This is a genomic window from Mycobacterium sp. HM-7, assembly GCF_053852335.1.
The window spans coordinates 1,212,985-1,238,605 of record NZ_CM132657.1 but is presented as its reverse complement, the minus strand read 5'-3'; the positions used below and the strand labels follow the sequence as shown (position 1 = coordinate 1,238,605).

26 protein-coding genes are annotated in these 25,621 nt (G+C 68.0%); 12 read left to right on the top strand and 14 right to left on the bottom strand.

Annotation, left to right across the window (positions count from 1 at the left end; all coding sequences use genetic code 11):
• Window positions 1–32: 32 nt before the first annotated feature.
• Window positions 33–821 (top strand): class I SAM-dependent methyltransferase, encoded by a 789-nt coding sequence (locus tag ACWW1C_RS06045; RefSeq protein ID WP_455982594.1) that lies wholly within the window; start codon window positions 33–35, stop codon window positions 819–821.
• Here ACWW1C_RS06045 and ACWW1C_RS06040 read toward each other — a convergent pair.
• Entirely contained in the window at window positions 778–1,914 is a 1,137-nt protein-coding gene (locus ACWW1C_RS06040) for a DUF692 domain-containing protein (protein ID WP_455982593.1), read from the bottom strand. The genes ACWW1C_RS06045 and ACWW1C_RS06040 overlap by 44 nt on opposite strands.
• Complete coding sequence (locus tag ACWW1C_RS06035; RefSeq protein ID WP_455982592.1) at window positions 1,911–2,810, bottom strand: TIGR04222 domain-containing membrane protein; 900 nt, start codon at window positions 2,808–2,810, stop codon at window positions 1,911–1,913. Before ACWW1C_RS06035 ends, ACWW1C_RS06040 begins: the two co-directional genes overlap by 4 nt.
• 239 nt (window positions 2,811–3,049) lie before the next feature.
• On the opposite strand from ACWW1C_RS06035, the gene ACWW1C_RS06030 reads away from it, so the two are divergent.
• Both ACWW1C_RS06030 and ACWW1C_RS06025 read left to right on the top strand, forming a co-directional pair.
• Window positions 3,050–3,886 (top strand): SDR family NAD(P)-dependent oxidoreductase, encoded by an 837-nt coding sequence (locus tag ACWW1C_RS06030; RefSeq protein WP_455982591.1) that lies wholly within the window; start codon window positions 3,050–3,052, stop codon window positions 3,884–3,886.
• 28 nt (window positions 3,887–3,914) lie between these two features.
• The gene (locus ACWW1C_RS06025; protein WP_455982590.1) at window positions 3,915–4,745 is read left to right on the top strand and encodes an SDR family NAD(P)-dependent oxidoreductase; all 831 of its coding nucleotides are present in this window, start codon (window positions 3,915–3,917) and stop codon (window positions 4,743–4,745) included.
• Here ACWW1C_RS06025 and ACWW1C_RS06020 read toward each other — a convergent pair.
• Together ACWW1C_RS06020 and ACWW1C_RS06015 are read right to left on the bottom strand one after the other, a co-directional pair.
• Window positions 4,742–5,602, bottom strand: a complete 861-nt coding sequence (locus ACWW1C_RS06020; RefSeq protein ID WP_455982589.1) for a glycine betaine ABC transporter substrate-binding protein — start codon at window positions 5,600–5,602, stop codon at window positions 4,742–4,744. The genes ACWW1C_RS06025 and ACWW1C_RS06020 overlap by 4 nt on opposite strands.
• A gap of 5 nt (window positions 5,603–5,607) precedes the next feature.
• Window positions 5,608–6,750: an NAD(P)-dependent malic enzyme gene (locus ACWW1C_RS06015; RefSeq protein WP_455984170.1), complete on the bottom strand. Its 1,143-nt coding sequence runs from the start codon at window positions 6,748–6,750 to the stop codon at window positions 5,608–5,610.
• Window positions 6,751–6,886: 136 nt separating this feature from the next.
• Between ACWW1C_RS06015 and corA the strand changes: the two genes are divergently transcribed.
• Window positions 6,887–7,993 (top strand): magnesium/cobalt transporter CorA, encoded by a 1,107-nt coding sequence (gene corA, locus ACWW1C_RS06010; protein ID WP_455982588.1) that lies wholly within the window; start codon window positions 6,887–6,889, stop codon window positions 7,991–7,993.
• Between the two features lie 86 nt (window positions 7,994–8,079).
• Window positions 8,080–8,358, top strand: coding sequence for a hypothetical protein (locus ACWW1C_RS06005; RefSeq protein ID WP_455982587.1), 279 nt, complete (start codon window positions 8,080–8,082; stop codon window positions 8,356–8,358).
• A 6-nt stretch (window positions 8,359–8,364) separates the two neighbouring features.
• Here ACWW1C_RS06005 and ACWW1C_RS06000 read toward each other — a convergent pair whose 3' ends face one another.
• From ACWW1C_RS06000 to ACWW1C_RS05975, 6 genes are all read right to left on the bottom strand, one after another.
• Complete coding sequence (locus ACWW1C_RS06000; protein ID WP_455982586.1) at window positions 8,365–8,958, bottom strand: suppressor of fused domain protein; 594 nt, start codon at window positions 8,956–8,958, stop codon at window positions 8,365–8,367.
• Window positions 8,955–10,130 carry an ABC transporter ATP-binding protein gene (locus ACWW1C_RS05995; protein WP_455982585.1) on the bottom strand — a complete coding sequence of 392 codons (1,176 nt, stop codon included), beginning with the start codon at window positions 10,128–10,130 and terminating at the stop codon, window positions 8,955–8,957. The genes ACWW1C_RS06000 and ACWW1C_RS05995 overlap by 4 nt, the downstream gene beginning before the upstream one ends.
• A gap of 3 nt (window positions 10,131–10,133) precedes the next feature.
• Window positions 10,134–10,970 (bottom strand): carbohydrate ABC transporter permease, encoded by an 837-nt coding sequence (locus ACWW1C_RS05990; protein WP_455982584.1) that lies wholly within the window; start codon window positions 10,968–10,970, stop codon window positions 10,134–10,136.
• Complete coding sequence (locus ACWW1C_RS05985) at window positions 10,971–11,885, bottom strand: carbohydrate ABC transporter permease (protein WP_455982583.1); 915 nt, start codon at window positions 11,883–11,885, stop codon at window positions 10,971–10,973. It abuts the gene before it with no gap.
• Window positions 11,882–13,291, bottom strand: coding sequence for an extracellular solute-binding protein (locus tag ACWW1C_RS05980; RefSeq protein WP_455984169.1), 1,410 nt, complete (start codon window positions 13,289–13,291; stop codon window positions 11,882–11,884). Before ACWW1C_RS05980 ends, ACWW1C_RS05985 begins: the two co-directional genes overlap by 4 nt.
• 209 nt (window positions 13,292–13,500) lie before the next feature.
• Window positions 13,501–14,001: a general stress protein gene (locus ACWW1C_RS05975; protein ID WP_455982582.1), complete on the bottom strand. Its 501-nt coding sequence runs from the start codon at window positions 13,999–14,001 to the stop codon at window positions 13,501–13,503.
• A gap of 80 nt (window positions 14,002–14,081) precedes the next feature.
• On the opposite strand from ACWW1C_RS05975, the gene ACWW1C_RS05970 reads away from it, so the two are divergent.
• Together ACWW1C_RS05970 and ACWW1C_RS05965 are read left to right on the top strand one after the other, a co-directional pair.
• Entirely contained in the window at window positions 14,082–14,711 is a 630-nt protein-coding gene (locus ACWW1C_RS05970) for a DUF4190 domain-containing protein (RefSeq protein ID WP_455982581.1), read from the top strand.
• On the top strand, window positions 14,708–14,938 hold the full coding sequence (locus ACWW1C_RS05965) for a DUF4190 domain-containing protein (protein ID WP_455982580.1): 231 nt from the start codon (window positions 14,708–14,710) through the stop codon (window positions 14,936–14,938). Before ACWW1C_RS05970 ends, ACWW1C_RS05965 begins: the two co-directional genes overlap by 4 nt.
• A gap of 9 nt (window positions 14,939–14,947) precedes the next feature.
• Here the strand turns inward: ACWW1C_RS05965 and ACWW1C_RS05960 are convergent, their stop codons facing one another.
• A complete protein-coding gene (locus tag ACWW1C_RS05960) occupies window positions 14,948–15,913 on the bottom strand; it encodes an HpcH/HpaI aldolase/citrate lyase family protein (protein ID WP_455982579.1) in 966 nt (321 codons plus the stop codon).
• A 25-nt stretch (window positions 15,914–15,938) separates the two neighbouring features.
• Between ACWW1C_RS05960 and ACWW1C_RS05955 the strand changes: the two genes are divergently transcribed.
• The 5 genes from ACWW1C_RS05955 (at window position 15,939) to ACWW1C_RS05935 (ending at window position 21,687) form a co-directional block, all read left to right on the top strand.
• A complete protein-coding gene (locus ACWW1C_RS05955; protein WP_455982578.1) occupies window positions 15,939–17,252 on the top strand; it encodes a magnesium transporter MgtE N-terminal domain-containing protein in 1,314 nt (437 codons plus the stop codon).
• Window positions 17,249–17,881 (top strand): DUF1003 domain-containing protein, encoded by a 633-nt coding sequence (locus ACWW1C_RS05950; protein ID WP_455982577.1) that lies wholly within the window; start codon window positions 17,249–17,251, stop codon window positions 17,879–17,881. The genes ACWW1C_RS05955 and ACWW1C_RS05950 overlap by 4 nt, the downstream gene beginning before the upstream one ends.
• Before the next feature lie 70 nt (window positions 17,882–17,951).
• Entirely contained in the window at window positions 17,952–19,478 is a 1,527-nt protein-coding gene (locus tag ACWW1C_RS05945) for a lytic transglycosylase domain-containing protein (protein ID WP_455982576.1), read from the top strand.
• A 43-nt stretch (window positions 19,479–19,521) separates the two neighbouring features.
• The gene (locus tag ACWW1C_RS05940; protein WP_455982575.1) at window positions 19,522–20,655 is read left to right on the top strand and encodes an Mrp/NBP35 family ATP-binding protein; all 1,134 of its coding nucleotides are present in this window, start codon (window positions 19,522–19,524) and stop codon (window positions 20,653–20,655) included.
• 27 nt (window positions 20,656–20,682) lie between these two features.
• Window positions 20,683–21,687: a beta-ketoacyl-ACP synthase III gene (locus ACWW1C_RS05935; RefSeq protein ID WP_455982574.1), complete on the top strand. Its 1,005-nt coding sequence runs from the start codon at window positions 20,683–20,685 to the stop codon at window positions 21,685–21,687.
• 4 nt (window positions 21,688–21,691) lie between these two features.
• Here ACWW1C_RS05935 and ACWW1C_RS05930 read toward each other — a convergent pair whose 3' ends face one another.
• The 3 genes from ACWW1C_RS05930 to ACWW1C_RS05920 all read right to left on the bottom strand — a co-directional run bounded on the left by ACWW1C_RS05930 (window position 21,692) and on the right by ACWW1C_RS05920 (window position 25,600).
• Window positions 21,692–22,603: an acyl-ACP desaturase gene (locus tag ACWW1C_RS05930; RefSeq protein ID WP_455982573.1), complete on the bottom strand. Its 912-nt coding sequence runs from the start codon at window positions 22,601–22,603 to the stop codon at window positions 21,692–21,694.
• A 178-nt stretch (window positions 22,604–22,781) separates the two neighbouring features.
• Entirely contained in the window at window positions 22,782–24,473 is a 1,692-nt protein-coding gene (locus ACWW1C_RS05925; protein WP_455982572.1) for an aldehyde dehydrogenase family protein, read from the bottom strand.
• A gap of 41 nt (window positions 24,474–24,514) precedes the next feature.
• Window positions 24,515–25,600, bottom strand: coding sequence for an oxygenase MpaB family protein (locus tag ACWW1C_RS05920; RefSeq protein WP_455982571.1), 1,086 nt, complete (start codon window positions 25,598–25,600; stop codon window positions 24,515–24,517).
• Window positions 25,601–25,621 lie beyond the last annotated feature (21 nt).

The window sequence follows — 25,621 nt, the reverse complement described above, 5'->3', positions numbered from 1 at the left end:
TGTGAACGACGGTGTCGGCCTACGGTGGGCCCATGGCCTCCGACACCGTCGCTCAGCTTCGCCGGCATCGCGCCGATTACGGCTATGACGGCGACTACCGGGTGGTCCCCGCCCCGGTGGTCGCCGGTACCACCGCAGCCATCAGCGCGGGTCTGCTGCTCGGCGCCGCCCGGTTGCGTACGAGCCACCGGCGGGTGTCGCTCGCAGCCGGTCTGACCGGTGCATTGATCGCCACCACCGCGGCCTTCTTCATCCACAGCACGCGCATCGGAAAGTTTCGGGTGTGGGCCGAAATCCTGGCCGGACTGGGCCTGCGCGGTGATGAGACGGTGCTGGACATGGGCTGCGGACGCGGCGCAGTGCTGCTGGCCGCAGCCAAGCTGGTGCCGAACGGCCGCGCGATCGGGGTGGACATCTGGCGCGCCGACCAGACCGACAACGCGGAAGCCAACACCCGAGACAACGCCGAACTAGAGGGTGTCGCCGATCGGATCGAGCTGTGCACCGCGGACATGACCAGCCTGCCGCTACCCGATAACAGCGTCGATCTGGTCGTGAGCAGCCTTGCGGTGCACAACATTCCGGAGCGGCAAGGCCGAGCACGGGCGATCAGCGAGGCCGCCAGGGTGTTGCGTCCCGGTGGCCGGCTGGTTCTGGCAGATCTGGCCGAGACGGGTGTCCACGTCCGTCAGCTGCATGAGCTCGGTTGGACCTCGGCCCGCCGCCGCAACCTCGGTTGGCGGATGTGGTGGGGACCGGGCATGTCGACCTATCTGGTCACCGCAGCCAAGCCGGCCGCGGGAAGCGCCGTCTCCCACTGATGCCGAAAGTGAGCTTGTGTGCGAACTTCTCGAAGAACTTCGCACGCAAGGTCATTTTCGTGTGGGTGTGCGCTCGCTTGTGGGCCAACGCGGCGCCGGCCACTGCGACACGGTCGGCGTCGAATCCCGGCGGCGGGGCGGTCAGGCCCAGCAGTGCCCGCAGCAGCGAGTCCTCGGCGTCGGCCAGCGCTCGGCGGGTGATGTTGGACGGCTCCGGCGTCGGGGGCCCGGATAGCCGCTGCAGACCCGCGGCCCAGGGCCGAACGACGTCGCCGCCGCCGCTGCGTCCGACGGCCGACCTGATGGCGGCCAGTTCAGTGGCCAGCGCGCTGGGCGCCGGATAGGCGCCGTCCCGCTCCAGCATGACGGCGGGCAATGCCGTTCTGCTCGCGAGCTCGGCGAGCAGCTCCAAGATCGGCTCGGCCACATCGGCGGTGTGAGTGTCGTGCCAGACGCCGTCGCGCAAGGCTCCCCCGGCGACATGGACGTAGGCGATCCGCTCCAACGGCAACGTGTCGAGTGCGGCGAACGGATCGGCGCCGAAGTTGACGGCCGACGTGTAGAGGTTGGCCACATCCAGTAGTAGGTGCGCGCCCGTGCGTTCGATGATCTCGCACAGAAACTGCGCCTCGGTGAACTCGTCGTCGGGCCAGGACACGACGGATGCCACGTGCTCCAGCGCCAGCGGCACGTCCAGCGAATCGCGCGCTATCCCCACATTGGCCACGACGACGTCGAGTGCCGCACGGCTGCGCGGTACCGGCAGGAGATGTCCGGCTTCGCGGTTGCCGGCGCGCACGAAAGCGATGTGCTCGCTGACCAGCGGGGCACCCAAGGCCGCGGCACACTCGCCGAGGTGCTTCAGCCGCGCCGGATCGGGCCGCTCCGCACCCCCCAACGAGAGCGAAATTCCATGTGGGACAACAGGAATCCCACGGCCACGAATCGCCCGCAGAGACTCCGGCAGGGCGTCGGGCCGGATGCCTTCGGCGATCACCTCCATGAATTCGACACCGGGCAGTCGCTCGATGGTGAGGTCGATCTCGGGCCGCCAGCCGATACCGACGGCAGGGCCACCGGCACCGGTGGTCATCCGCCGCACCCGCCGCAACCGCCACAGCCACCGCCGCCACAACCGCCACCGCCACAACTGCCGCCGCTGCCACAACCACTGCCGCCGCTGCCGACACCGACGCTGCCGATCAACGACGCTCGCAGGTCGTCATCGGTCAGCGCTGCGAAGCCGAGCAACGCTACGCCGACCACCTGCGCCTGGCGCAGAGCATCGGTCCGTCCGGTATCCGTCGAGGGCTCGTTCAGGCCCACGCCGGACTCATAGCGGTTCTTCATGCCTTGCAGCGCGAGTTGTCCCGCGGTGGACGGTCGGTGCGCCGCATCGGCGAGAAATGCCTTCACCAGGCCGAACGTCGACAGACCGGTGGCCACGAGGAAAACGGCCAGCAGGATCACCTTGTGATGCAGCTCGATGCCGTTGAGCAAGCGGAGCAGGCCGACCACCCATACCGCGCACGGCAGCAGCACACAGGCGCGCAGCACGGTGGTCGAACCGCCGTCGAGAAGCAGCCCCCGGGCGCGCAACCGGTCACCGATCGCCATGACGCGCGGGTGCTTGCGCAGCCGCCGCATCGCGGTTTTCCGGCGGCGCGTCGCAGACATGCCGCCCGCGACCGCGGCGTCCACCTCGTCGATCAGCGCGACGCCGGCGGGAACGGTGAGCTCACCGCGGCGGGAAACCAGCAGCCGGTCACTCAAGGCCAGGTTCGCGATCGCCGCGCTGACGGTGCGGCCCGGACCGCCGGCCAGGTATGCGGTCTCGTAAGGATCGAGCAGCGGCCGCTGATTTTCCGCATCGATTTCCGTGTGGGTCAACACGGTCCGGAAGCCGTACATCAGCGCCAGCGCGAGCAGGTAGGTGACGAGATAGACACCCAGAAACTGCGGTCCGGTCAAGCCCCATGATGCTGTCATCGGAATCAACTCCTTGCCGTCGGGTTGCTGAAACGGTGCAGTGAGCGTCGCCGTAGCGGCCGCGCGAGTCGACAAAATAGGGTTGCGCCGGCCATTTCCTCGCATGATTCACAGGTTGGGTACGGTTTGGTACCGTTGGGTACCACCCGCGCCTCACAGCCACTACCCGGTGCTATCCGACACCGGCGGTACCGGCTACTGTCGCTAGCAGCACGTGCATCGATCACAAGGGAGTGTTCATGGAGGGCTTCGCCGGGAAAGTCTGTGTCGTCACCGGAGCCGGATCGGGTATAGGTCAGGCCCTCGCCATCGAACTCGCCCGCTCGGGCGCCAAGCTGGCGATCAGCGACGTCAACACCGAGGGCCTCGCCGACACCGAGGCCCAGATCAAGGCCATCGGCGCTCCCGTCAAGGCCGACCGTCTCAACGTCACCGAGCGGGAAGCGTTCGCGCTGTACGCCGACGCCGTCGCCGAGCACTTCGGCAAGGTCAACCAGATCTACAACAACGCCGGCATCGCCTTCACCGGCGACGTGGAGATCAGCCAGTTCAAGGACATCGAACGCGTCATGGACGTCAACTTCTGGGGCGTCGTCAACGGCACCAAGGAATTCCTGCCGCACCTGATCGCCTCCGGTGACGGGCACGTCGTCAACGTCTCGAGCGTCTTCGGCCTGTTCGCCGTCCCCGGCCAGGCGGCCTACAACGCCTCCAAGTTCGCCGTCCGTGGCTTCACCGAGGCACTGCGCCAGGAAATGAAGCTGGCCGGTCACCCCGTCAAGGTCACCACGGTGCACCCCGGCGGCGTGAAAACCGGTATCGCCCGCAACTCCACTGCCGCCGAGGGCCTCGACGCCCAGGAACTGGCCAAGACGTTCGACGCGAAACTGGCCAAGACCACCCCCGAGCGCGCCGCCAAGATCATCCTCGAGGCGGTCCGCAAGGGCCACGCCCGCGTGCTCGTCGGGCCCGACGCCAAGCTGCTGGACCTCATCATCCGGGCCACCGGCTCGGGCGCGTACCAGGACCTGTTCTCGCGCGTCACGTCGCGCGTGATGCCCTCGCGTTCGCACTGACCCTGTCACTCAACGCAAAGGAGCGTTCATGGAGGGATTCGCCGGCAAGGTCTGTGTGATCACCGGAGCCGGGTCGGGTATCGGTCAGGCGCTGGCCATCGAACTGGCGCGCTCGGGCGCGTCGCTCGCGATCAGCGACATCGACACCGAGGGCCTGGCCAAGACCGCGGAACAGGTCAAGGCCATCGGCGCCCCGGTGAAAGCCGACCGGCTGAACGTCGCCGAGCGGGAGGCCTTCGAGCTCTACGCCGACGAGGTGGTCAAGCACTTCGGCAAGGTCAACCAGGTCTACAACAACGCCGGCATCGCCTTCACCGGCGATCTCGAGGTCAGCCAGTTCAAGGACATCGAACGCGTCATGGACGTCGACTTCTGGGGCGTCGTGAACGGCACCAAGGTCTTCCTGCCGCACCTGATCGCCTCGGGCGACGGGCACGTCGTCAACGTCTCGAGCATCTTCGGGCTGTTCGCCGTACCCAGCCAATCCGCTTACAACGCAGCAAAATTCGCCGTCCGCGGCTTCACCGAGGCGCTGCGCCAGGAAATGAAGCTGGCCGGCCATCCGGTGAAGGTCACCACGGTGCACCCGGGTGGCATCAAGACCAACATCGTGCGCAACTCGACCGCGGCCGCCGACATCGACTCCGCGGGCCTGAACAAGCTGTTCGACAAGGGCGCCCTGACCACCCCGGAACGGGCCGCCCAGATCATTCTCGAGGCGGTCCGCAAGGGCCACGCCCGGGTGCTGGTCGGACCGGACGCCAAGATCGTCGACGTGATCGTCCGCATCACGGGGTCGGGCGCCTACCAGGGGCTGTTCGCGGCGATCGCGGGACGGGTCCTGCCGAAGCTCGGCTAGTGGTCCAGCGGGTGCTGGGCCAACCACGCACCCGCCACCGCGGCCGGATCGGCCCCCTTGTCGACCTGACCGATCATGTCGGTCAGCGTCGCGGTGTCCAGTTCACCAGCAATTCCGTTGAGCGCCAACACCTGCTGCTCGGCGAGAACGTTGCGCCGATACAGCGGCACCACGTTCTCGGCACGGATCAGTGCGGTCCGGTCGGTCAGCACCGTCACGCCCGACGGTGCGGCCGGCGCCGCGGTCGACGTCCACGCCACCGTCACCGCACCCGCCTTCAGCGCGTCGAAAAGGCTTGCGGCGTCTTTGAATTCCCGAGCGGCCGGTAGGACGCAGTCCCCCACGCGCGCCGGGTGCGCGTCGCCCGTCACCACTCCGACGGACAACCCGCCGCAATGCCCCGGCAGCGCCGCGACATCACGCTTGCCCCACCGGTCGGCGGTCGCCGCGGTGACTGCGACGGCCGGCTTGTCCTGCGCTGAGGCGGTGTAGTCGGCAGCGGCAACGCCTTCGGGCAGCGCCGAGATCATCGACCGGTACACCTGCTCGTCGGCCCGCGCCGTGGCGTGCGGAACGAACCTGGCGAGCAGTTCACCGGTGAGGCCCGGCGCGACTGTCACATCGGCGGAGTCAAGGGCCGCAACAGGATCCGGGACCAGATGCACGCGGGTCGGAATGCCGAAATATCCCAGCGCCGCCGAGTACAGATGAGCCAGCAGCTTCGACTCGCTGGTCGGCGCCGCCCCGACGGTCAACGCCGGGGGCCCCGGCACGGACTGCCCGGTGCTGCAACCCGCCGTCGTCGCAGTGAGCAGTGCGGCCAGCGCCACACCGCCCACCGCGACCCGGCGGCTCACTGTGCTCAGGCTTGCGAGGCGGCCGCCACCGCGGCTGCCACGGCCGGACCCACGCGCGGGTCGAGCGCGCTGGGCACGATGTAGTCGACCGACAGATCGTCACCGACAACCGAGAAGATGGCTTCTGCGGCAGCCACTTTCATGGCCTCGGTGATCCGGCGGGCACCGGCGTCCAGGGCGCCGCGGAACACGCCGGGGAACGCCAGCACATTGTTGATCTGATTCGGGAAGTCACTGCGGCCCGTCGCCACCACCGCGGCGTACTTACGGGCGGCGTCCGGGTGAATCTCCGGGTCCGGGTTCGACAGCGCGAACACGATGCCGCCCGGTGCCATCGTGGCGATGAGCTCTTCGGGCACGAGGCCGGCCGAGACACCGAGGAAGACGTCTGCGCCGTCGAGCGCCTCGGCGACGCCACCGGTGACGCCGCGCGGGTTGGTACGGCCGGCGAGTTCGGCCTTGAAGGAGTTCAGGTCCTCACGACCGGAATGCACGACACCCTTGCTGTCGAGGACGACGATGTCGCGAATGCCGCTGGCCAGCATGATGTTGGTGCAGGCCACGCCGGCCGCACCGGCGCCGGACACCACGACCTTGAGATCGTGCATGTCGCGCTCGAGCACCTTGGTGGCGCCCATCAGCGCGGCGAGCACCACGATGGCGGTGCCATGCTGGTCGTCATGCATGACGGGGCAGTCCAGCGCCTCGATGACGCGGCGCTCGATCTCGAAACATCGCGGAGCCGAGATGTCCTCGAGGTTGACGGCACCGAAGGTCGGACGCAGCCGGATCAGGGTCTCGACGATCTCGTCGGGGTCTTTGGTGTCCAGCACGATCGGGATGGAGTCCAGCCCACCGAAGGTCTTGAACAGGGCGCTCTTGCCCTCCATGACCGGCAGAGACGCCGCCGGGCCGATGTCTCCGAGGCCGAGCACCGCGCTGCCGTCGCTGACGACCGCGACCAGGCGGTTGGCCCAGGTGTACTTCTTCGCCAGGGTCGCATCGGCCGCGATGGCACGGCTGACCTGGGCGACACCCGGGGTGTAGGCGATGGACAACGCACGCTGGGTATCCAGCGGCTCGTTGAGGGCTACGGAGAGCTTGCCCCCTTCGTGGGCGGCGAAAATTTCCGCATCATCGATGACCACCTGGGGTGTGCGCACAGCACCTGACTTATCTGACACCGCGTCAGGCTACTTCACACAAAAGCTACCCGCCGGTTACGCGTAGCATTTGCGAGGGCCGTAAAGGCCCGCAAAGTCCGCCCCACGGGAGGTCAGCCGCATGCCCTCGTTCCGCGCACTACAACCTTCGAACTTCCGGCCGGTCCCGAAAAAGGCGTCTACCGGCCCTGATGCCAGCTCTATCCACGTGCCGGTCGCGCGCGCCACCGTGGACTGCGGCGTCTACTCCATGGGCACGCGACTACCGGGCAAGTACACGCACGGCGCGGCCGTCGCCAAGGTCCGCGAACTGCGCGCGGCCGGCGCCGAGGCCTTCGTGTGGATCGGGCTGCACGAACCCGATCAGCACCAGATGCAGGCCGTCGCCGATGTCTTCGGCCTGCACGAACTGGCCGTGGAGGACGCGGTCTGCGCTCATCAGCGGCCCAAGCTGGAGCGGTACGACCAGACCCTGTTCCTGGTGCTCAAGACGGTCAGCTACGTCGAGCACGAGTCCGTGGCCAACGCTCGGGAGATCGTCGAGACCGGCGAGATCATGGTGTTCGTCGGACCGGACTTCGTGGTCACCGTCCGCCATGGGGAACACAGCGGGTTGGCCGGGGTGCGGCACCGGCTGGACGAGTCGCCCACCATCCTCACGTTGGGCCCCTATGCGGTGATGCATGCCATCGCCGACCACGTGGTGGACAGCTACCTGGAGGTCACCGCGCTCGTCGAGACCGACATCGACAGCATCGAGCAGTCCGTCTTCTCCTCACATACCCAGACCGACATCGAGAGCATCTATCTGCTCAAGCGGGAAGTGGTCGAACTGCGGCACTCGGTGAACCCGCTGACCCAGGCACTGCAGCGACTGCTGTCCGACCACCACGACCTGATCTCGAAAGAAGTCCGCCGCTACATTCGCGACGTCCATGACCACAACAGCCAGGCCGCCGACCAGATCACCGGGTTCGACGACATGCTGAGCTCACTGGTGCAGGCCGCGCTGGGCAAGGTCGGGATGGAGCAGAACGCGGATATGCGCAAGATCTCGGCATGGGTCGCCATCGCCGCGATGCCCACGATGATCGCGGGAATCTACGGCATGAATTTCGACAACATGCCCGAGTTGCATTGGCATTACGGCTATTTCGCCGTGCTGACGTTGATGGTGCTGGTGTGCACGGGGCTGTACCGGACATTCCGCCACAACCACTGGCTCTAACCAGGTGAACATCCGGCAACACCGGACTGAACGGCATCTTTCGTAAAACACATCGCGGAAAGCCGCGGTCCGGGCATGATTTCGAGATGAAAATCGGAACCAAGTCCCTCGCAGTGGCGGTTGCCCTCGCGAGTGCTGCGCTTGGCGGCGTCGCCGCGCCGGCCGCCCACGCCAACGGCGCGGACGCCGTGATCAGAGACCTCGAGGCCGAGGGCTACACCGTCAGGATCAACTGGCTCAACGGCAACAAGCCGGTGCTCCTGCCGCGCTGCACCGTGGTCCGGGTCAACAACCCGTCCTCCGACGAGCCGGCCGAGGGTGACATCGTGTGGGCTGATGTCGCCTGCCCCAACAACACGTCGTAACTGTAGTCAGCTGGGTTCTGCGGCCCGGCGTCGCTGGTCGAGGACGTCGACGCCGTCCTGCTGCCACGCATCACGCATGGCGTCGGCGCCTTTGAGGCGCACCCAGGCGGCCTCGGTGGCGGTGATCGGTGTGGCGGTCAGTATTCGCACCGGCTGATACGGCTCGGGTAGCTCGACGTCGCCGATCTCGCCGGCGCCCAACAGGAATGCGGTGAACGAGGCACCCTGCCAGACCGGCTGCTGCAGATCGATCAGGGCGCCCGGTTCCAGGATCAGGCCCTCGACGGCCGGCGCCGACGCCAGCACCGCGATCGAGCGCGCCAGTCCGGTCGGGGTGGGGCCACGCAGGGACAGCACCGCCTCCGCGCGCGGGCCACTGACCCCGTCCGCCACCATGTCCATCGGATCCGTCATGGGATGGCGCGAACAGCCCAGGGACGCATAGTGATACACGTCGCCGTCGGTCGGCCCGTAGCGCAGCACCTCGATGGGGTCGGCACCGAGGAAAGTGACGCTGGCACCCACCGGCTCGGCGGAGCTGCCTCGGCCGGCGAAATACGTTGTGAGACGGTCCCTTACCGCGGCGAGGACGTCGGTCACTGCGGCAGCGACAGGTTGCGACCGGTGGCCGGGTCGAACAGGGTGAGCTTGGACGTATCCAGGGCCAGCTCGATCCGGCCACCCGCCGTGACCGACGACTTGGCCGAAACCCTTGCCACATAAGTGTTTTCGCTCGAACCAGCGTCCGCGGTGTCGTCGGCCAGCTGGTCCAGCTGGGCGGCCTGGGCGCCCGCGCCGTCGAGCCGGAAGTGCACGTACTTGTCCGCGCCGAGCGACTCCACCAGCTCGGCATCGACCTCGAACGTCAGCGACTGGATGCGCGCGTAGGCGTCGATCACCGAGGCGTCGTCGAACTGCTCGGGACGCACGCCGGCGATCAGGTCGGCCGACGGCCGCTGCCGGTCCAGCGCCGCGCGGGCCTCGTCGCTCAAGGTGACCTCCCCGAACGGCAGCTGCACGCCGACGTCGGTCCGCGTCGCCGAGAAGAAGTTCATCGACGGGGAGCCGATGAAGCCCGCGACGAAAAGGTTCGCGGGTTCGTTGTACAGCTCGTCGGGAGTGCCGACCTGTTGCGCCACACCACCGCTCATCACGACGACCCGGTCCCCCAGCGTCATCGCCTCGGTCTGGTCGTGCGTGACGTAGACGGTCGTCGTGCCCAGGCGGGCCTGCAGCCGGGCGATCTCGGTACGCATCTGCACCCGCAGCTTGGCGTCCAGGTTCGACAGCGGCTCGTCCATCAGGAAGGCCTTGGGGCTGCGCACGATGGCGCGTCCCATCGCCACACGCTGGCGCTGGCCACCGGACAGCTGGGCGGGTTTGCGGTCCAGAAGTGCGGTCAGGTCGAGGATCTTCGCGGTTTCCTCGACCTTGGCCGCGATCTCCGTCTTCGCCATCTTCGCGAGGGTGAGCGGGAACGCGATGTTCTGCCGCACCGTCATGTGCGGATACAGCGCGTAGGACTGGAACACCATCGCGATATCGCGGTCGCGGGGATCCTTCTCGTTGACCCGCTCGCCACCGATGCGCAGTTCGCCGGAGCTGATGTCCTCGAGCCCGGCAATCATGTTGAGCGTCGTCGACTTTCCGCACCCCGACGGGCCGACGAGGATCAGGAACTCACCGTCGGCGATGGTCAGCGACAGGTCCTGCACGGCGGTCGCCCCGCCGGTGTAACTCTTGGTGACGTGGTCCAAAACGATTTCGGCCATGAACTACCCCTTCACCGCACCGGACGTCAGGCCCGCGACGATTCGTCGTTGGAAGATCAGAACAAAGATGATGATGGGCACCGTGATGACCATCGCCCCGGCGGCGATGGAACCGGTCGGCTCCTCGAATTGCGAACTGCCCGTGAAGTTCGCGATCGCCACCGGCGCCGTGATGGCCCGCTGCGTGGCCGTCAGCGACAAGGCCAGCAGCAGGTCGTTCCAGGCGAAGATGAACACCAGGATCGCCGCGGTGACGATGCCGGGCGCCGCCAGCGGTGCGATCACCTTCCGGAAGGCCTGCCCCGGCGAAGCGCCGTCCATCTTGGCGGCCTTCTCCAAATCCCAAGGGATTTCCCGGAAGAACGCCGACAGCGTGTAGATCGCCAGCGGCAGCGCGAATGTGATGTACGGCAGGATCAGCCCCGGCCAGGTGTCGAACAGCCCGACGGTGCGCTCGATGTTGAACAGCGGTGTCACCAGCGAAATCTGAGGGAACATCGAGATCAACAACGCCAGGCCGACGAGCAGCCGCTTACCCGGAAAGTCCAGCCGTGCCACGGCGTAGGCGGCCATGCCACCGATCGTCACCGCGATGGCCGTGGTGATCAGCCCGATGCCCATCGAGTTGATCAGTGCCGAGCCGAAGCCACCGCCGGTGAAGATGCCCTTGTAGTTGTCGAACGTGACCTGACGCGGAATCAGGTTGCCGTCCTTGACCGTTGACGTCGGTTTGAGGGACAGCGAGAAGATCCAGAGCACCGGCAGCAGCGCGTAGACCACCACCAGGACGTTGACCACACTCCAGCCGGCCAGCCGGCCGCCATTTCTCTGCCCGCTCATCTAGCGCACCTCGGCTTCCGCACCGGGCGCCGCGGCACCGAAGATCTTGATGTAGATGAACGCGATGATCGCGACGGTCGCGAAGATCAGCACACTGATCGCCGAACCCAGTCCGATGTTGAACGCCTTGAACAGGTTGTCGTAACCCAGAATCGACACCGAACCGGTGTTGTTGGTGCCGCCGGTGAGCACGTAGATGTTGTCGAAGATGCGGAACGCGTCCAGCGTGCGGAACAGCAGAGCCACCAGGATCGCCGGTTTCATCAGCGGCAGAGTGACTTTGAGGAACCGCTGCCACCGGTCGGCGCCGTCCACCTGGGCGGCGTCGAGCAGGTCCTGTGGCACCAGCACCAGTCCGGCCAACAGCAGCAGCGACATGAACGGCGTGGTCTTCCACACCTCGGCCAGCACGACGATCGCGAGCGACGGCAACTGCTCGGTCAGCGGCGCGGTGCCCGTGGGCAGCAGGTTCGCGAGGTATCCGGTGCCCGGCGTCCACGCGTAATACCAACTGTAGGAAGCGGCTACGGTCACGATGCCGTACGGAATGAGGATGGCCGTACGCACGACCGAGCTGCCGAACATCGTCCGGTGCATCACCACTGCCAGCGCCATGCCGAGCACGAACTCGATGGCCACCGACACCACGGTGATGCCGAGGGTGACCACGAAGGCCGTCCACCAGTAGTGGTCGGTGAGGATCGTCGCGTAGTTGTCCAGCCCCACGAACCGGGTCTCCCCCGGCGCGGCGAGGTTGTCCCGGTGCAGACTCAGCCACACCGCGTAGGCGACGGGGTACGCGGCCACCGCGAGCATCACGAGAACCGCGGGGGCGATCAACCAGTAAGCGAGGCGCCGCTCGGGGTTGGCGACACGGCCCGCGGCCGGTGTGTTCGCTCGGCTGGCCTCGCTCACGGGATCAGCCCCTTGCCGTCGATCGCCTGCTGCACCTCGGCGGTCAGCTTGTCGGCGGTGCGCTGCGGGTCGATCTTGGTGATCGGGGCCAGCGTCGCCGAAATCCGCGTCGAGACCGCCTGATACTGCGGCGTGGCCGGCCGCACCGCGGCATCGGCGAGCTGGCGCCGGATCACCGCGTACTGCGGGTACTTGGCCTGGAACTTGGGATCGTCATACAGCGACGCGCGGACCGCGGGCAGCCCGCCCTCCACCGACGTGAACTGCTGGTTGGCCGCACTGCGCATGCACCGGATGGCCTCGAACGCCTCAGCCTTGTGCGTACTGGCCCTGCCCACAGCGAGATTCAGTCCACCGATGGTGACCTTGGCCGGCACCTCGGGCCGCACCGACGGGTAATCCGCGAAGCCGAACACCTTCTTGCTCTCGTCGTAGGCGGTGGCGAACTGCGCATCGTCGGGCGCGAAGGTGCCGACGTCGTTGATGGCGCTCTTGAGATCCGCGTGCTCGTCGAGCGGCAGGAACGGCACGCCGCCCTTGACCGCGTTCTCCAGCAGCGACGGCAGCACGAACGGCCAGTTCACCTCGAGCGCGGCCTTGCCCTGCTCGAGGGCCAGCCGCGCCGTTCCCTCGTCGGTCTGGGTGATCGACGGGTCGGCACCGGGTGCGGTGGCCACCGCCTTGATGATCTGCAACGCCTTGACCGTCGCGGCCCGGTGCTCGGGGGTGTCGGTCAAGGTGACGGTCTTGCCGTCGTCGGACAGCACGCTGCCGCCGGCACTGGTCAGCAAGGTGTTGAACCAGACCACCAGGCCCTCGTACTGCTTGCCCTGCACGGCGATCCAGCTGGGTCCCCCGGCGGCGTGTAGCCGTGTCGCCTGCGCCACCATGTCGTCCCAGGTGGCCGGCGGCTCAGGCATCAGATCGGCTCGGTACCAGAGCATCTGGGTGTTGGTCGTGATGGGCGCGGCGTACAGCCGGCCCTTCCACTGCGCGGTCTTCAGCGGTCCGGGCAGGGTGTCGTCGGCGGCGTCGGCTTCCGCTTTTCCGGCCGGATCGTCGGCCAGCGGCACGGCCCAGCCGGCCTCGGCGAACTCGGCGGTCCACACGACATCCAGGCCCATGATGTCGAGGCTGTTGTCGTTGCCGGTCAGCCGGCGGGCCAGTTGCAGGCGCTGATCGTCGGCGCCCTTGGGCAGACTGACCTGCTTGATGCTGAAACGACCACCGAGTTCGGCGTTGCATCGCTTGGCGAGGGCCGAGAACGTCGCCTTCTCGTTGGCCGACGTATAGACGTTGACGACGGTGCCGTTGTCACCGGAACCACAGGCGGAGACCGACGTGGCGGCCAGGCACGCCGCCGCACCTGCTGCCAGCGCAGCCCGCAGCTTTCCCGCGCGCACCACGGACGCCTCCTGTCTCACGGGAACCTCCCGCGCGCAAACCGTAGAGCGCAGAAGGTGTGCCATGCAACATATCGGCGACGTCAGGAGCCGATCATGTGCCGGAGCGGCGACGTCAGGAGCCGATCATGTGCCGGAGCGGCGACGTCAGGAGCCGATCATGTGCCGGAGCGGCGACGTCGGAGCGGATCTGGCGGCGGGGCCGCCGGCCGTTACAGCGACAGGCGACCCAGCAGGTCGCGGCCCTGTTCGGCACACACCGGATCGCACAGGACGTCGTAACGTCCCGCGACGAGTTGCATGGTGGAGCTGAAATCCCTTGTGCCGCGAGACATCGCGTACTGCACGCCCGAGGTGATCAGGCCGAAGAAGATGCCGGCGATCAGACCGGTGAGCAGAGACCCCCACGCGTTGGTACCGAAAAGCCCGAGCACCAGCCCGATGAACAGACCCAGCCACGCTCCGGTCAGGATGCCGCCGCCGAGTACGCGTGGCCAGGTGAGTCGGCCGGTGACCCGCTCGACCTGCATCAGATCGACGCCGACGATGGTCACGTGCTGGACCGGAAACTCTTGGTCTGACAGGTAATCGACGGCCCGCTGCGCCTCGGCATAGGTCGGGTACGAACCGATGGGCCAGCCCTTCGGCGGAGTCGGCAATCCGGGCTGTCCACCCGGGCCCGGGGCCCGGTCGGGTTGCAGCGGATTCGTCATGCCCCTGGTCTCCTGTCACTCGCCTCGGAACGCGCTTCGGCTACCACGATGCCATGAACTCGTGCGCTAGGTTGGTCGGCATGACAAGTCCGGGCGGGCAGTCGGGGCAACCCTCCTGGGATCGGCCGCGACCGGTCAGTCCGACGCCCCCGCCGACCGGCACCGACGCCGAAGCCACCAGCGACTACCCGGTGTACGAATACCCGGCGACCGATGCACCCGGACCCACCGCCGCGCCGTGGCAGCAGGGCCCGCCCGCACCGGCGCCCCAGCTGCCACCGACCGGTCCGTTTCCCGTCCCTCCCGGGCCGCCGCCGGGCTTCTACGGTGCCCCGCCCGCCGGGCCGTACGGCCCGCCGCCGAACGGGATGGCGCCGCCGGGATTCACGCCGCCCGCCGGCTACCTGCCGCCGCCGCTGTACTCGTCGTACCCGCCACCGCCGTCGAACGACGGGATGGCCATCGGATCACTGGTGTGTTCACTGGTCGCGTTGCCGCTCTACTTCATGTGCTTCATCGGTCCGATCGGCTCGCTGCTGGGCATCATCCTCGGCATCGTGGCCCTGATGCAGAGCAAGGGCCGACCGCGGACCAACGGCCGCACCATGGCGATCGCCGGCATCGCGGTCGGCGGGATCTCCATCGTCGTCGGCCTGCTCGGCTTCGTGCTGTTCTACGACTGGGCAATTCACCAAGACCCGAACTTGTGATCGGCGCACGGGTCAACCGGTTGGCGGTCGGCTCGATCGTGTGCGCGCTGACCGGGGTGGTGTTCGGCCCGGTGGCACTGATCGGCGTCGGGCTCGGCGTGGTCGCCTACGAGCGCATCCCCGGCAGCGGCACCCGCGGCAGTGTGCTGGCCCTGATCGGCATCGGCTGCGGGGCCCTGGCGTTCCTGCTCAACCTGTTCCTGGTCGTCCTGGTCCTCGGCGCGTAGCCGGCGCGCTCACGCCGGTGGACTGAACCGCTCGCCCGTGCGCGTCATCCCGGCGGCGCGGCCCTTGCCCGCGATCACCAGTGCCATCTTGCGGCTGGCCTCGTCGATCATCTCGTCGCCGAGCAGCACCGCGCCCCGGGCGCCGCCGGCCTGCGAGGTGTGCCACTCGTACGCCTCGAGGATCAGCTCGGCATGGTCGTAGTCGGCCTGCCGCGGACTGAAGATCTCATTTCCGGCGGCGATCTGGTCGGGGTGCAGCACCCACTTGCCGTCGTACCCCAGCGCCGCGGTCTGCCCGGCGACGCGCGTGAACGCCTCGGTGTCCTTCACCTTGAAATACGGGCCGTCGATGGCGTTGATGCCGTGTGCCCGCGCCGCCACCAGGATCGTCATCAGCACGTGGTGGTAGGCGTCGCCGACGACGTAGCCGACCGGCTGCTCGCCGACGACGAGGGTGCGCATGTTCAGGCTTGCCATCAGATCGCCCGGCCCGAAGATCAGCGCCTGAACCCGCGGCCCGCCGGCGATGGCGTCGGCGTTGGTGAGCCCCCTGGCATCCTCGATCTGGGCCTCGATACCGATGCGGCCGACGGGCAGTCCGTGGGTGCGCTCCAGCTGGGTCAGCAGCAGATCGAGGGCATGCACGTGCGAGACGTCGCTGACCTTCGGCAGCACGATAACGTCCAGCTCGCCGCCGCCGCGCGCCACCGCGGTGACGACCTCGATCACGTCGGCGTACGTCCACGGTGTGGTCCAGTCGTTGACCCGGAGTCCACGCAGCTGGCCCGCCCAACCCGGCTCGCACAACGCCTCCGCCACCCGGGTCCGCGCCGCGGCCTTCGCGTCGGCCGCGACCGCGTCCTCGAGGTCGAGGAACACCTGATCGGCCGGCAACGTCTTGGCCTTGGCGATCATCTTGTCGCTGCTTCCCGGAACGGACAGGCAGGTACGGCGGGGCCGATACACGTTCTCCACAACCCCACTCTCTACCCTGTGGAGCATGGTGGCGGTCAACAGGGTCTACGTGGCAAGACTCGCCGGGTTGGTCGTATTGGGCCCCGACGGAGAATCGGTCGGCCGCGTTCGCGACGTGGTCGTGAGCATGGGCGTCATCCGCCAGCAACCGCGGGTGCTCGGCCTGGTCGTGGAGCTGACCACGCGCCGGAGAATTTTCGTCCCGATCCTTCGCGTGACCGCGATCGAGCACAATTCCGTCACCCTCACGGGAGCGACGATCTCGCTGCGTCGGTTCGAACAACGGCCTGGCGAGGCCTTGGTCCTCGGGCAGATTCTGGACACCCGCGTCCGCGTCACGGATCCGGAGCTCGAACAGCTCGCCGGCATCGACGTCGTCGTGGTCGACCTCGCCATCGAACAGACGCGGTCGCGTGACTGGTTGGTCACCCGCGTGGCGGTGCGCCACCGCCGGCTGGGCCGGCGCACCACGGTGCACGTGGTGGAATGGCAGAACGTCACCGGACTCACGCCGTCGGCGCTCGCGCTGCCGGGTCAGGGCGTGGCCCAGCTGCTGGAGCAGTTCGACGGCCAGCGTCCCGTCGAGGTCGCCGACGCACTGCGCGACCTGCCGGCCAAACGTCGCCACGAAGTGGTCCGGGCTCTCGACGACGAGCGGCTGGCCGACATCCTGCAGGAGCTCTCCGAACCCGAACAGGCGGAACTGCTCAACCAGCTGGGCACCGAGCGTGCCGCGGACGTGCTGGAAGAGATGGATCCCGACGACGCGGCCGACCTGCTCGGCGAGCTCGACGCCACCCGCGCCGCGGTGCTGCTGGACCGCATGGACCCCGAGGACTCGGAGCCGGTCCGGCGCCTGCTTCAGCACTCCCCTGACACCGCCGGTGGTCTGATGACGCCCGAGCCTGTCGTCCTCGCGCCGGACACCACGGTCGCCGAGGCGCTGGCCCGCGTCCGCGACCCCGAACTCACCTCGGCGCTGGCGTCCATGACCTTCGTGGCCCGCCCGCCCACCGCGACACCGACCGGCCGCTACCTGGGTCTCGTGCATACGCAGCGCCTCCTGCGCGAACCGCCGGCCACCCAGGTCGGCGGCATCCTCGACACCGATCTGCCGGTGCTGTCCCCAGCCAGCTCGCTCGCCGAGGTGACGCGCTACTTCGCCGCATACAACCTGGTGTCCGCGCCGGTGGTCGACGACGAGAACCACCTGTTGGGCGCCGTCACCGTCGACGACCTGCTCGACCACCTGCTGCCTTCCGGTTGGCGCAGCGCGGACGAACCCGGACCGGGCTCGACCCAGGCCATCACTGACAACATCTCGGGAGCAGGCCGGTGAGCGAGCCTTCGGCGCGGCAACGCCTGGACATCCCCCGTACCTCTCGCTTCCGGCTCACCCCGCGGGTGGATGTCGAAGCGGTCGGCCAATTCAGTGAGTCCATCGCCCGGTTCCTGGGCACGGGCAAATACCTGCTCATCCAGACGGTGATCGTGATCATCTGGATCGCCTTCAACCTGATCGCCATCAGCCTGCAGTTCGACCCGTACCCGTTCATCCTGCTGAATCTGGCGTTCTCGACACAGGCCGCATACGCGGCGCCACTGATCCTGCTGGCGCAGAACCGCCAGGAAAACCGGGACCGCGTGTCGCTCGAAGAGGACCGCCGGCGCGCGGCTCAAACCAAAGCCGACACCGAATTCCTGGCCCGCGAACTGGCCGCGCTGCGGCTCGCCGTCGGCGAGGTGGCCACCCGCGACTACCTCCGCCGCGAGCTCGACGAGTTGCGGACGTTGATTGCTCAGCAGAACGGCGCCAAGGGCGGATCCGGCAAGCGCAAGACCGGAAAGTCACGGCCGCCGGTCGGGGAGAACGACACCCTGGGCGACCCGGCGGCCGACTCCGGCGCAGCAGTTGATGAGAGTTTCCATTCTGCGGAAACATTGCTACGCCAACCGCCCTCGGAATAGGTATGGTGACTTGGATCACCACACAGGTCACCGGGGTCACTCCGGTATTCCACTTTCATAGGATGGCTTAGTGCACAACGGGGGCGACACCGCAGATTTCGCGGACGACACTGCGCCTACCACCGACTCCCACGCACCTGTCGGTGACTCAGAGCCGGTTGACGACGCCTTCGAGGACTACGACGCCGCCGCCGGTGACAACGTCGACTTTGCTGTCGGGTTTGCTGAAGCCGGGCCCGGCCGGCGCCGACAGATCGCCAAGGCGCTGCGTCGGCCGCTGGCCGGCGTCGCCGTCGTCGCGCCGCTGGTTCTGATGCTGGCCGTCGGCGGTTCCGCGCCGACTCGACAAACACCGGTACACAACACCGCCACCACGGGCATCACGCCGCTGGCGGCCGTCACCCCCACCACCCCCGGCCCCCGAGACCGGACCGGCATGACCGTGGTGGCATCCGATCAGATTCCCCGCGCCCTCCACATGGATCCGACCACCGCGCTGTCGCCGCCGCCGGCGTCGCTGGTGATGGCGCCCGGCGGATTGCGGATTCCGCCCGTCGTGCTCAACGCCTACCGCACCGCCGAGAAGATCATGGCGACCAATGCGCCCGGCTGCGGCATCAGCTGGAATCTGCTGGCCGGCATCGGGCGTATCGAGTCCGGGCACGCCAACAGCGGCGCGACCGATGCCCGGGGCACCGCGCTCACCCCGATTCTCGGCCCCGTCCTCGACGGCACGCTGGCCGGCAACGAGGTCATCGTCCAGACCATCGCGGCCGGCCGGGTCACCTACGCCCGGGCCCTGGGTCCCATGCAGTTCCTGCCCGGCACCTGGGCGCGCTACGCCGCGGACGCCATCGGCGACGGCAAGCCCGACGTGCAGAACGTCTACGACGCATCCCTGGCCGCGGCCCGTTACCTGTGCAGCGGCGGGCTGAACCTGCGTGATCCGTCCCAGGTACTGACCGCGATCCTGCGCTACAACAACTCGATGCCCTACGCGCAGAACGTGCTCGGCTGGGCGAAGGCCTACGTCACCGGTATCGCGCCGGTGAACCTCCCGCCGATCGTCGGGCCGCCGCCCGCCATCGGCGACCAGCACCTCGACAACCCCGAGGGGCTCGGGCCGGGCCTGCCCATCAACGCGATGGGACTGCCGTCCGACGACCCGCTGGCCATGACACCCGCGCTGCAGATGGGGCGCACGGGTCCGCTGCCCGGGCCGGCCGAACCGAAGCAGAATTGCGCGGTGTTCTGCCTGCAGGGCGGGCCCGCGCCGGTCGCCGCGCCCATCCCCGCACCGGACGCCCCGGCGCTGGACACCGCCCCGCCGAACCCGTTCAACCTGCCGCCGTTCCTGCTGCCGCAGGCTCCGCCGCCCGCGCCCGCCGCGCCCGCACCGGCACCCGCTCCCGTCGGACCCATCCCGGTCACCGCGGTGGGCGTCGGCACCCCGGCCGCCGGCCCGGTCGGTGCCGCGCCGGGGCCCGCCCCCGGTCCCGCGGCGGTCCCGGTGGTCCCGGCAGCACCGGCTCCCGCCGGCCCGCCGCCCGCGGAAGCCATGGGTCCGCCGGCGCCCGCCGTCCCGGTCCTACCGTGACCAGCTGCCGGCGCGCTGACCGGCAGCTATAAACTCGCGAGTAATGTCTCCTGAGCTGAATGCCGCCGTGCGCGCCGCACTGGGCAAAGTCGTCGATCCTGAACTGCGCCGTCCGATCACCGAGGTCGGCATGGTCAAGGACGTGACCGTCGAAGCCGACGGCGCCGTCCACGTCGAGATCTACCTGACCACATCGGCCTGCCCGAAGAAGACCGAGATCACCGATCGGGTGACCGCGGCCGTCACCGACGTGCCGGGCACCGGCGCCGTCAAGGTGACCCTCGACGTGATGAACGACGAGCAGCGCACCGAACTGCGCAAGCTGCTGCGCGGCGACGACAAAGAACCGGTCATCCCGTTCGCGCAGCCCGGCTCGCTGACGCGGGTGTACGCCGTGGCCTCCGGCAAGGGTGGTGTCGGAAAGTCCAGCGTGACGGTGAACCTGGCGGCTGCACTGGCCGCCAAGGGTCTGTCGGTCGGCCTGCTCGACGCCGACATCTACGGCCACTCGGTGCCCCGGATGATGGGTGTGCAGGATCGCCCCACCCAGGTGGATTCGATGATCCTGCCGCCGGTTTCGCACGATGTGAAGGTCATCTCCATCGCGATGTTCACCCAGGGCAACACCCCGGTGGTGTGGCGCGGACCGATGCTGCACCGGGCGCTCCAACAGTTCCTGGCCGACGTGTACTGGGGCGATCTCGACGTCCTGCTGCTCGACCTGCCGCCCGGTACGGGCGACATCGCCATCTCGGTGGCGCAACTGATCCCAGGCGCCGAGATCCTCGTCGTCACCACGCCGCAGATGGCCGCCGCAGAGGTCGCCGAGCGCGCCGGCGCCATCGCGGTGCAGACCCGTCAGCGCATCGTCGGCGTGGTCGAGAACATGTCCGGGCTGACCCTGCCCGACGGCACCACGATGCAGCTGTTCGGCGAGGGCGGTGGCGCACAGGTCGCCGAAAGCCTCACGCGCACAGTCGGTGCCGAGGTTCCGCTGCTGGGCCAGGTCCCACTGGACCCGCAGCTCGTGAACGCCGGTGACACCGGTGTGCCGCTCGTGCTGTCCGATCCCGACTCGGCGGCCGGAAAAGCGCTGCGCAGCGTCGCCGATAAATTGTCCAGCCGCAAGCGCGGGCTGGCCGGCATGTCGCTCGGGCTCGACCCGGCTGGGCGCTGACCCCCCTCGTCCGACAGGAATCCTCAAGTGACACATATCCATACGCGCAGCGGCGCCCAGAACGTCGGCCTGCTGAGCGTGGCGGCCTACCGCCCCGGCCGCGTCGTCACCAACGACGAAATCTGCGAGACCATCGACTCGTCGGACGAATGGATCTACTCCCGGACCGGCATCAAGAACCGACGGTTCGCCGGCCCTGACGAGTCCGCGGTCACGATGGCATGCGAGGCCGGGCGTCGCGCCTGTGCGGCGGCCGAACTGTCCGGTGCCGACATCGACGCCGTGATCGTCGCCACCAGCACCAACTTCCGCAACACCCCGCCATGCGGACCGCAGGTCGCCACGGCGATTGGCGCACAAGGCATTCCGGCCTTTGACATCGCCGCGGGCTGCGCCGGATTCGGTTACTCGCTCGGCGTGGCAGCCGACATGATCCGGTCGGGCAGCGCGGGCCGCATCCTCGTGGTGGGCTCGGAAAAGCTGTCCGACGCCATCGACATGACCGACCGCGGCAATGCGTTCATCTTCGCCGATGGCGCTGCCGCCGTGGTGGTGGGACCGGCCGAGGAGCAAGGCATCGGGCCCACCGTCGCCGGCAGCGACGGCGAGCAGTCCGGCGCCATCGTGCAGGACCTCAGCTGGATTGATTACGCCGAGAACCCTTCCGGGCCAAGGCCTTTCCTCCGCATGGAGGGCCAGACCGTCTTCCGCTGGGCGGCCTTCCAGATGGTCGACGTCGGCAACCGCGCCATCGCGGCCGCGGGCCTGACCGTCGATGACATCGACGTGTTCATCCCCCACCAGGCCAACGGCCGGATCAATGAGCTGCTCGCCAAGGGGCTGGGACTCAAGCCGGAAACCGTTATCGCGCAGGATATTCAGGACGCCGGCAACACCTCGGCCGCCTCGATCCCGCTGGCGATGTACACCCTGCTGAACAACGGCGAGGTCAAGCCCGGCAGCCTGGCGTTGCTCCTCGGCTACGGCGCGGGCCTGGCCTACGCCGCGCAGGTCATCCGGTTCCCCGGCTGACGGTTCACCCGGTCGCGGTGGCCAGTTTGCGCTTCTCCTCGTAGAACCGCGCCCGCTCGTCGAGCATCCCGAGAAAGCCGATCATCTCTTCACGGGCCCGTTCACCAGCTGGGCCGAAGTCGTTGCGCTCGAAGATGTTCCAGAACCGCAGCACCGGGACGAGCACGTCGTCGTGGTGGATGCGCAGGTCGTAGATGCCGGCCTTGGCGATGGTGAGCGCGTTCTTGGCGAAGTCGGCCATACCGAGACCCGGCATGGCGAAGTTGATGACCTCGTCGCGAATGGCGACCATCGCGTCGTCCGGAGCGATGTCCAGGGCCGCGGCCATCAGGTTCCGATAGAAGACCATGTGCAGGTTTTCGTCGGCCGCGATGCGGGCCAAGAGCTGGTCGGCCAGCGGGCAGCCCGACGCCCGGCCGGTGTTGCGATGCGAAACGCGCGTGGCCAGTTCCTGGAACGACACGTAAGCCAGCACCGACAGGGCGCTGCGGTCGCCCGCGTCGTAGCCGGCGACGGTGTGCTCCATGCGGAGCCGTTCCAGGGTGACCGGATCGACGCCGCGGGTGACGACGAGGTAGTCGCGTAGCGCAATGCTGTGGCGGCCCTCCTCTGCGGTCCACTGCCCGATCCAGGTGCCCCAGGCACCGTCCCGGGAGAACCGGGTGGCGATCTCGCGGTGGTACGACGGCAGGTTGTCCTCGGTCAGCAGATTGACCGTCAGGGCCGTCTTGGCGACCGGGTCCAGCGGCGAGTCCTCCGGCTGCCAGTCCTCGCCACCGAGGAATGCGAAGTCCCGCCCGCGGCTCCACGGGACGTAGTCGTGCGGGAACCACTCCCGCGCCATCTTGAGGTGCCGGTCGAGATTCTGCGCGACGACGGGCTCCAGTTCATGCAGTACGGCGGCCTGGGTATCCATGGATCAATCCCTCCAACGGTTGTCGGCGTCCGGTTCACACGTTCACAAACCTACGGTACCGTAACCTACGGTAGCGTAGGTTAGCGTTCGATGACCAGAGGGCGACCGCTTCACAAAAAAGCCCGGCCTGTGGAATGACCACAGACCGGGCTTTTGCTCAACGACCCAGGGAAAACCGTCAGCCCCGTAGCGCCGAGACGAAGATCGCGGGCAGCTTGGCCCAGCTCGGCTTTCCGGTGAACGCCGTGAGCAGCCGGCCGGTGGCGGCTGCGGTGCGGTTGTTGACGAACCACGGCGGCTTCGGCGAAATCGACAATTCGCCCCCGATCAGCGAGCGCGGCGACGGCCGGAACGGCCCGCGCACCACCGTGCGTTCGGGCTTCTCGATCAGAAAACCGTTGTGCACCACACCGATTCCGCTCTGCACGTCCGCCAGCGTGTGCCCGGGGAACGCACCCCAGGTGGCGTGCGGCGTCAGGTATCCGACACCGGTCCAGGCATTGACCGCCACGGTGCCGTAGCGCAGCGCCTCGATCATGGCGTCGAAAGACTTGCCAAGGGCCTTGATGGTGGCGGGCGCCGCGACGATGTTGACGCCCAGCGTGCCGACGAAGTCCTCATTGGCCAGCCGGGTGGCCTCTCGGGTGAATTCGGCGCCGTCGGTGTCCAGGTCGATCACCCCGTACACCGGCGAGAAGTACTCGGTGTTGAGCAAGGCGGTGCGGTCCTCGGGGTCGACCACGAGCACGCGGTCGCCGAGGCGTTGCGCCGTCGGGTAGGTGGCCTCGGCACTGGCGACGCGGGCATCGGAGCCCGGGTAGTAGGCCGCACGCTGGGGCGCCGCGGCGAGCGCCTTGGTCAGGGCCGCGACGAATTCGTCGCGCTGCGCCCACTTCGAGGACAGCACGACGACTTGCGACGCCACACAGTTGTAGCCGTTGTTGTGCAGGCGCTGAGTGGCGATGTGGTTGGCCTGGAACGCAATATCGGCCTTGCTCCACTTGCCCGGCACCACGATGGTCGGTGACACCCCGCCGAGCTCGCTGGTGATGTCCTTGCGAAGGATCGGGTCGTTCGCCGCCTTGCGCTTGGCACCCTCGTCGCCGACGCCCCACACGATCGCGTCGTGGGTCAGCGCGCTGCCGGTCATGTGCACGTGGTCCACCCCGTCGTGCTGCACCAGGTAGGTGCCCACGTCCGCGCCACCGGTGAGGATGCGCACCACTCCGAGCGTGATGAACGGGGCCAGCACCTTGGTCAGCACCGGCAGGAGCGGATCGGTCACCGGGTTGAGTTTGAGCGCCACCACCCGGTTGTTGGCGATCAGCTCGTAGACGGTGTCCAGCGGGGCGATCGAGGTGATGTTGCCGGCGCCGAGCACGACGCCGATCCCGTTGGTCTTGCCCGGATCCCGCTGCGCCAGGCCGGCGGTCCGCAGCGCTTCGTCGCGGCTGACGCCCGGCTGCAGCCACACCTCGGCACTGAACCCGGACAGCAGCAGCCTGTCGAAGATGTTGAGCGGCAACACGCTTACCGTCGTGCGGCCCGCGGCGGTACCGAAGTCGGCGCCATCGAGCGGACTCTTGCCGGACTCCAACTTCGCCAGGCTGGCCGACAGCGCGGCCGCGCCGGCAGCCAGCGGGTACGGGCCGGAAATCCATTCCTCACCGACCAGCGGCGACTCCGGATTCAGTTGCTTGATCCGGATCGCGGCTTCGACCCACTCGGCGCCGTGCTGCACCGCCAGCTGCTGCACGTCGTCGAGAAGCTCCCGCCGCCGCACCAGAGGCGTTGCCGCCCAAGCCTTCTCGCCTTCGGCGAGGTCATCCAGCACCTGGTCCACCAGGGCCGTGTATGCCGTGTCCGTCATGTACTGAATTCTCCCGGTGGTTGGGTCGATGCGGGCCGGATTCAGCCGGCGTGTGCTTCGAATTCCAGCAGCGCGTCGCTGTGGTTGTGCTCGTACGGCTTGGGCCCCTGGCCGAGCCGGCGCTTGTCGAGGAGCTGCTGGTACTGCTCGAACGGCGTGGTCCGGCCGAACTTCTCGCGTGCCTCGGCGGGGGTGTAGGTGACGGGGTTCTGGGCCGGGATCTTCATCAGCGTCGGGCCGACGATCGGCGTGGTGTGCGGGGTGGTGAAGTCCAGGATCGCCAGCTCCAGGCGCGGGATACGCGACACCGCGCGCAGGAACGGACGCGCCACCAATTTGGCGATGACGTCGTCGAAGTAGTTCTGCGGGATGCCGCCGAGGGTGCGCATCCACTGCGGCATGGTGGCGATGATGGCCCGGCGCATCGGCCAGTTGAACACGCGGCGCATCCAGCTCGGCACGCGCTCGGGCAGGATGTGATAGCCCAGGTCGACGAGGTAGTTCATCATGTTCTGAGCCACCTCGGAGCCGGCCATCTGCGGCCGGTACTGCTCGAAGTACTGCTGGATGCCCTCTCGCGTGCGGGGCACGTCGGCGGGGTTGATGGTCTGGAACTCCGCGGCGCGCGCGCACTCCTCCCAGTACTGCAGTTCCTCGGCCGCGGTCAGTTTGCCGGGTCCGAACATCTCGTACGTGTAGAGAATCGAGTGCCACGCGGTCAGGTGGATCCACAGCTGTGAGTGCGGGTCGTTCGCGTCGAACTGCTTGCCGGTGATCGGCTCGGTGCCGATGGCCTTGCCGTGAATCTTGACCAGAATTTCGGAGGCATCCAGGACGGCCTCGGCGTCGCCGAAGGCCACCAGCGCGAAGTACTGCATGGTGCGGTCGTAGCGCAGCCGGGTGCGGGCGTACACCTGACCGCTGGCATCCACCGCGGCCGCGAGGAACGGGTCGAGGTGCTCGATGGTCACCGCGCGAGCGAATCCCAGCAGCAGGGACGTCGGGTAGCTCCACACCCGCCAGGTGATGGAGTCGGGTCCGAAGAAGCCGTAGTCCACCGCGGGCGCGAGCTCGGTGTCAGCTGCCGACATGCCGGCGATCCGTCGAAAAGTGGCGACAGTATCCATCGTCGTTCCCCTTTGAACATG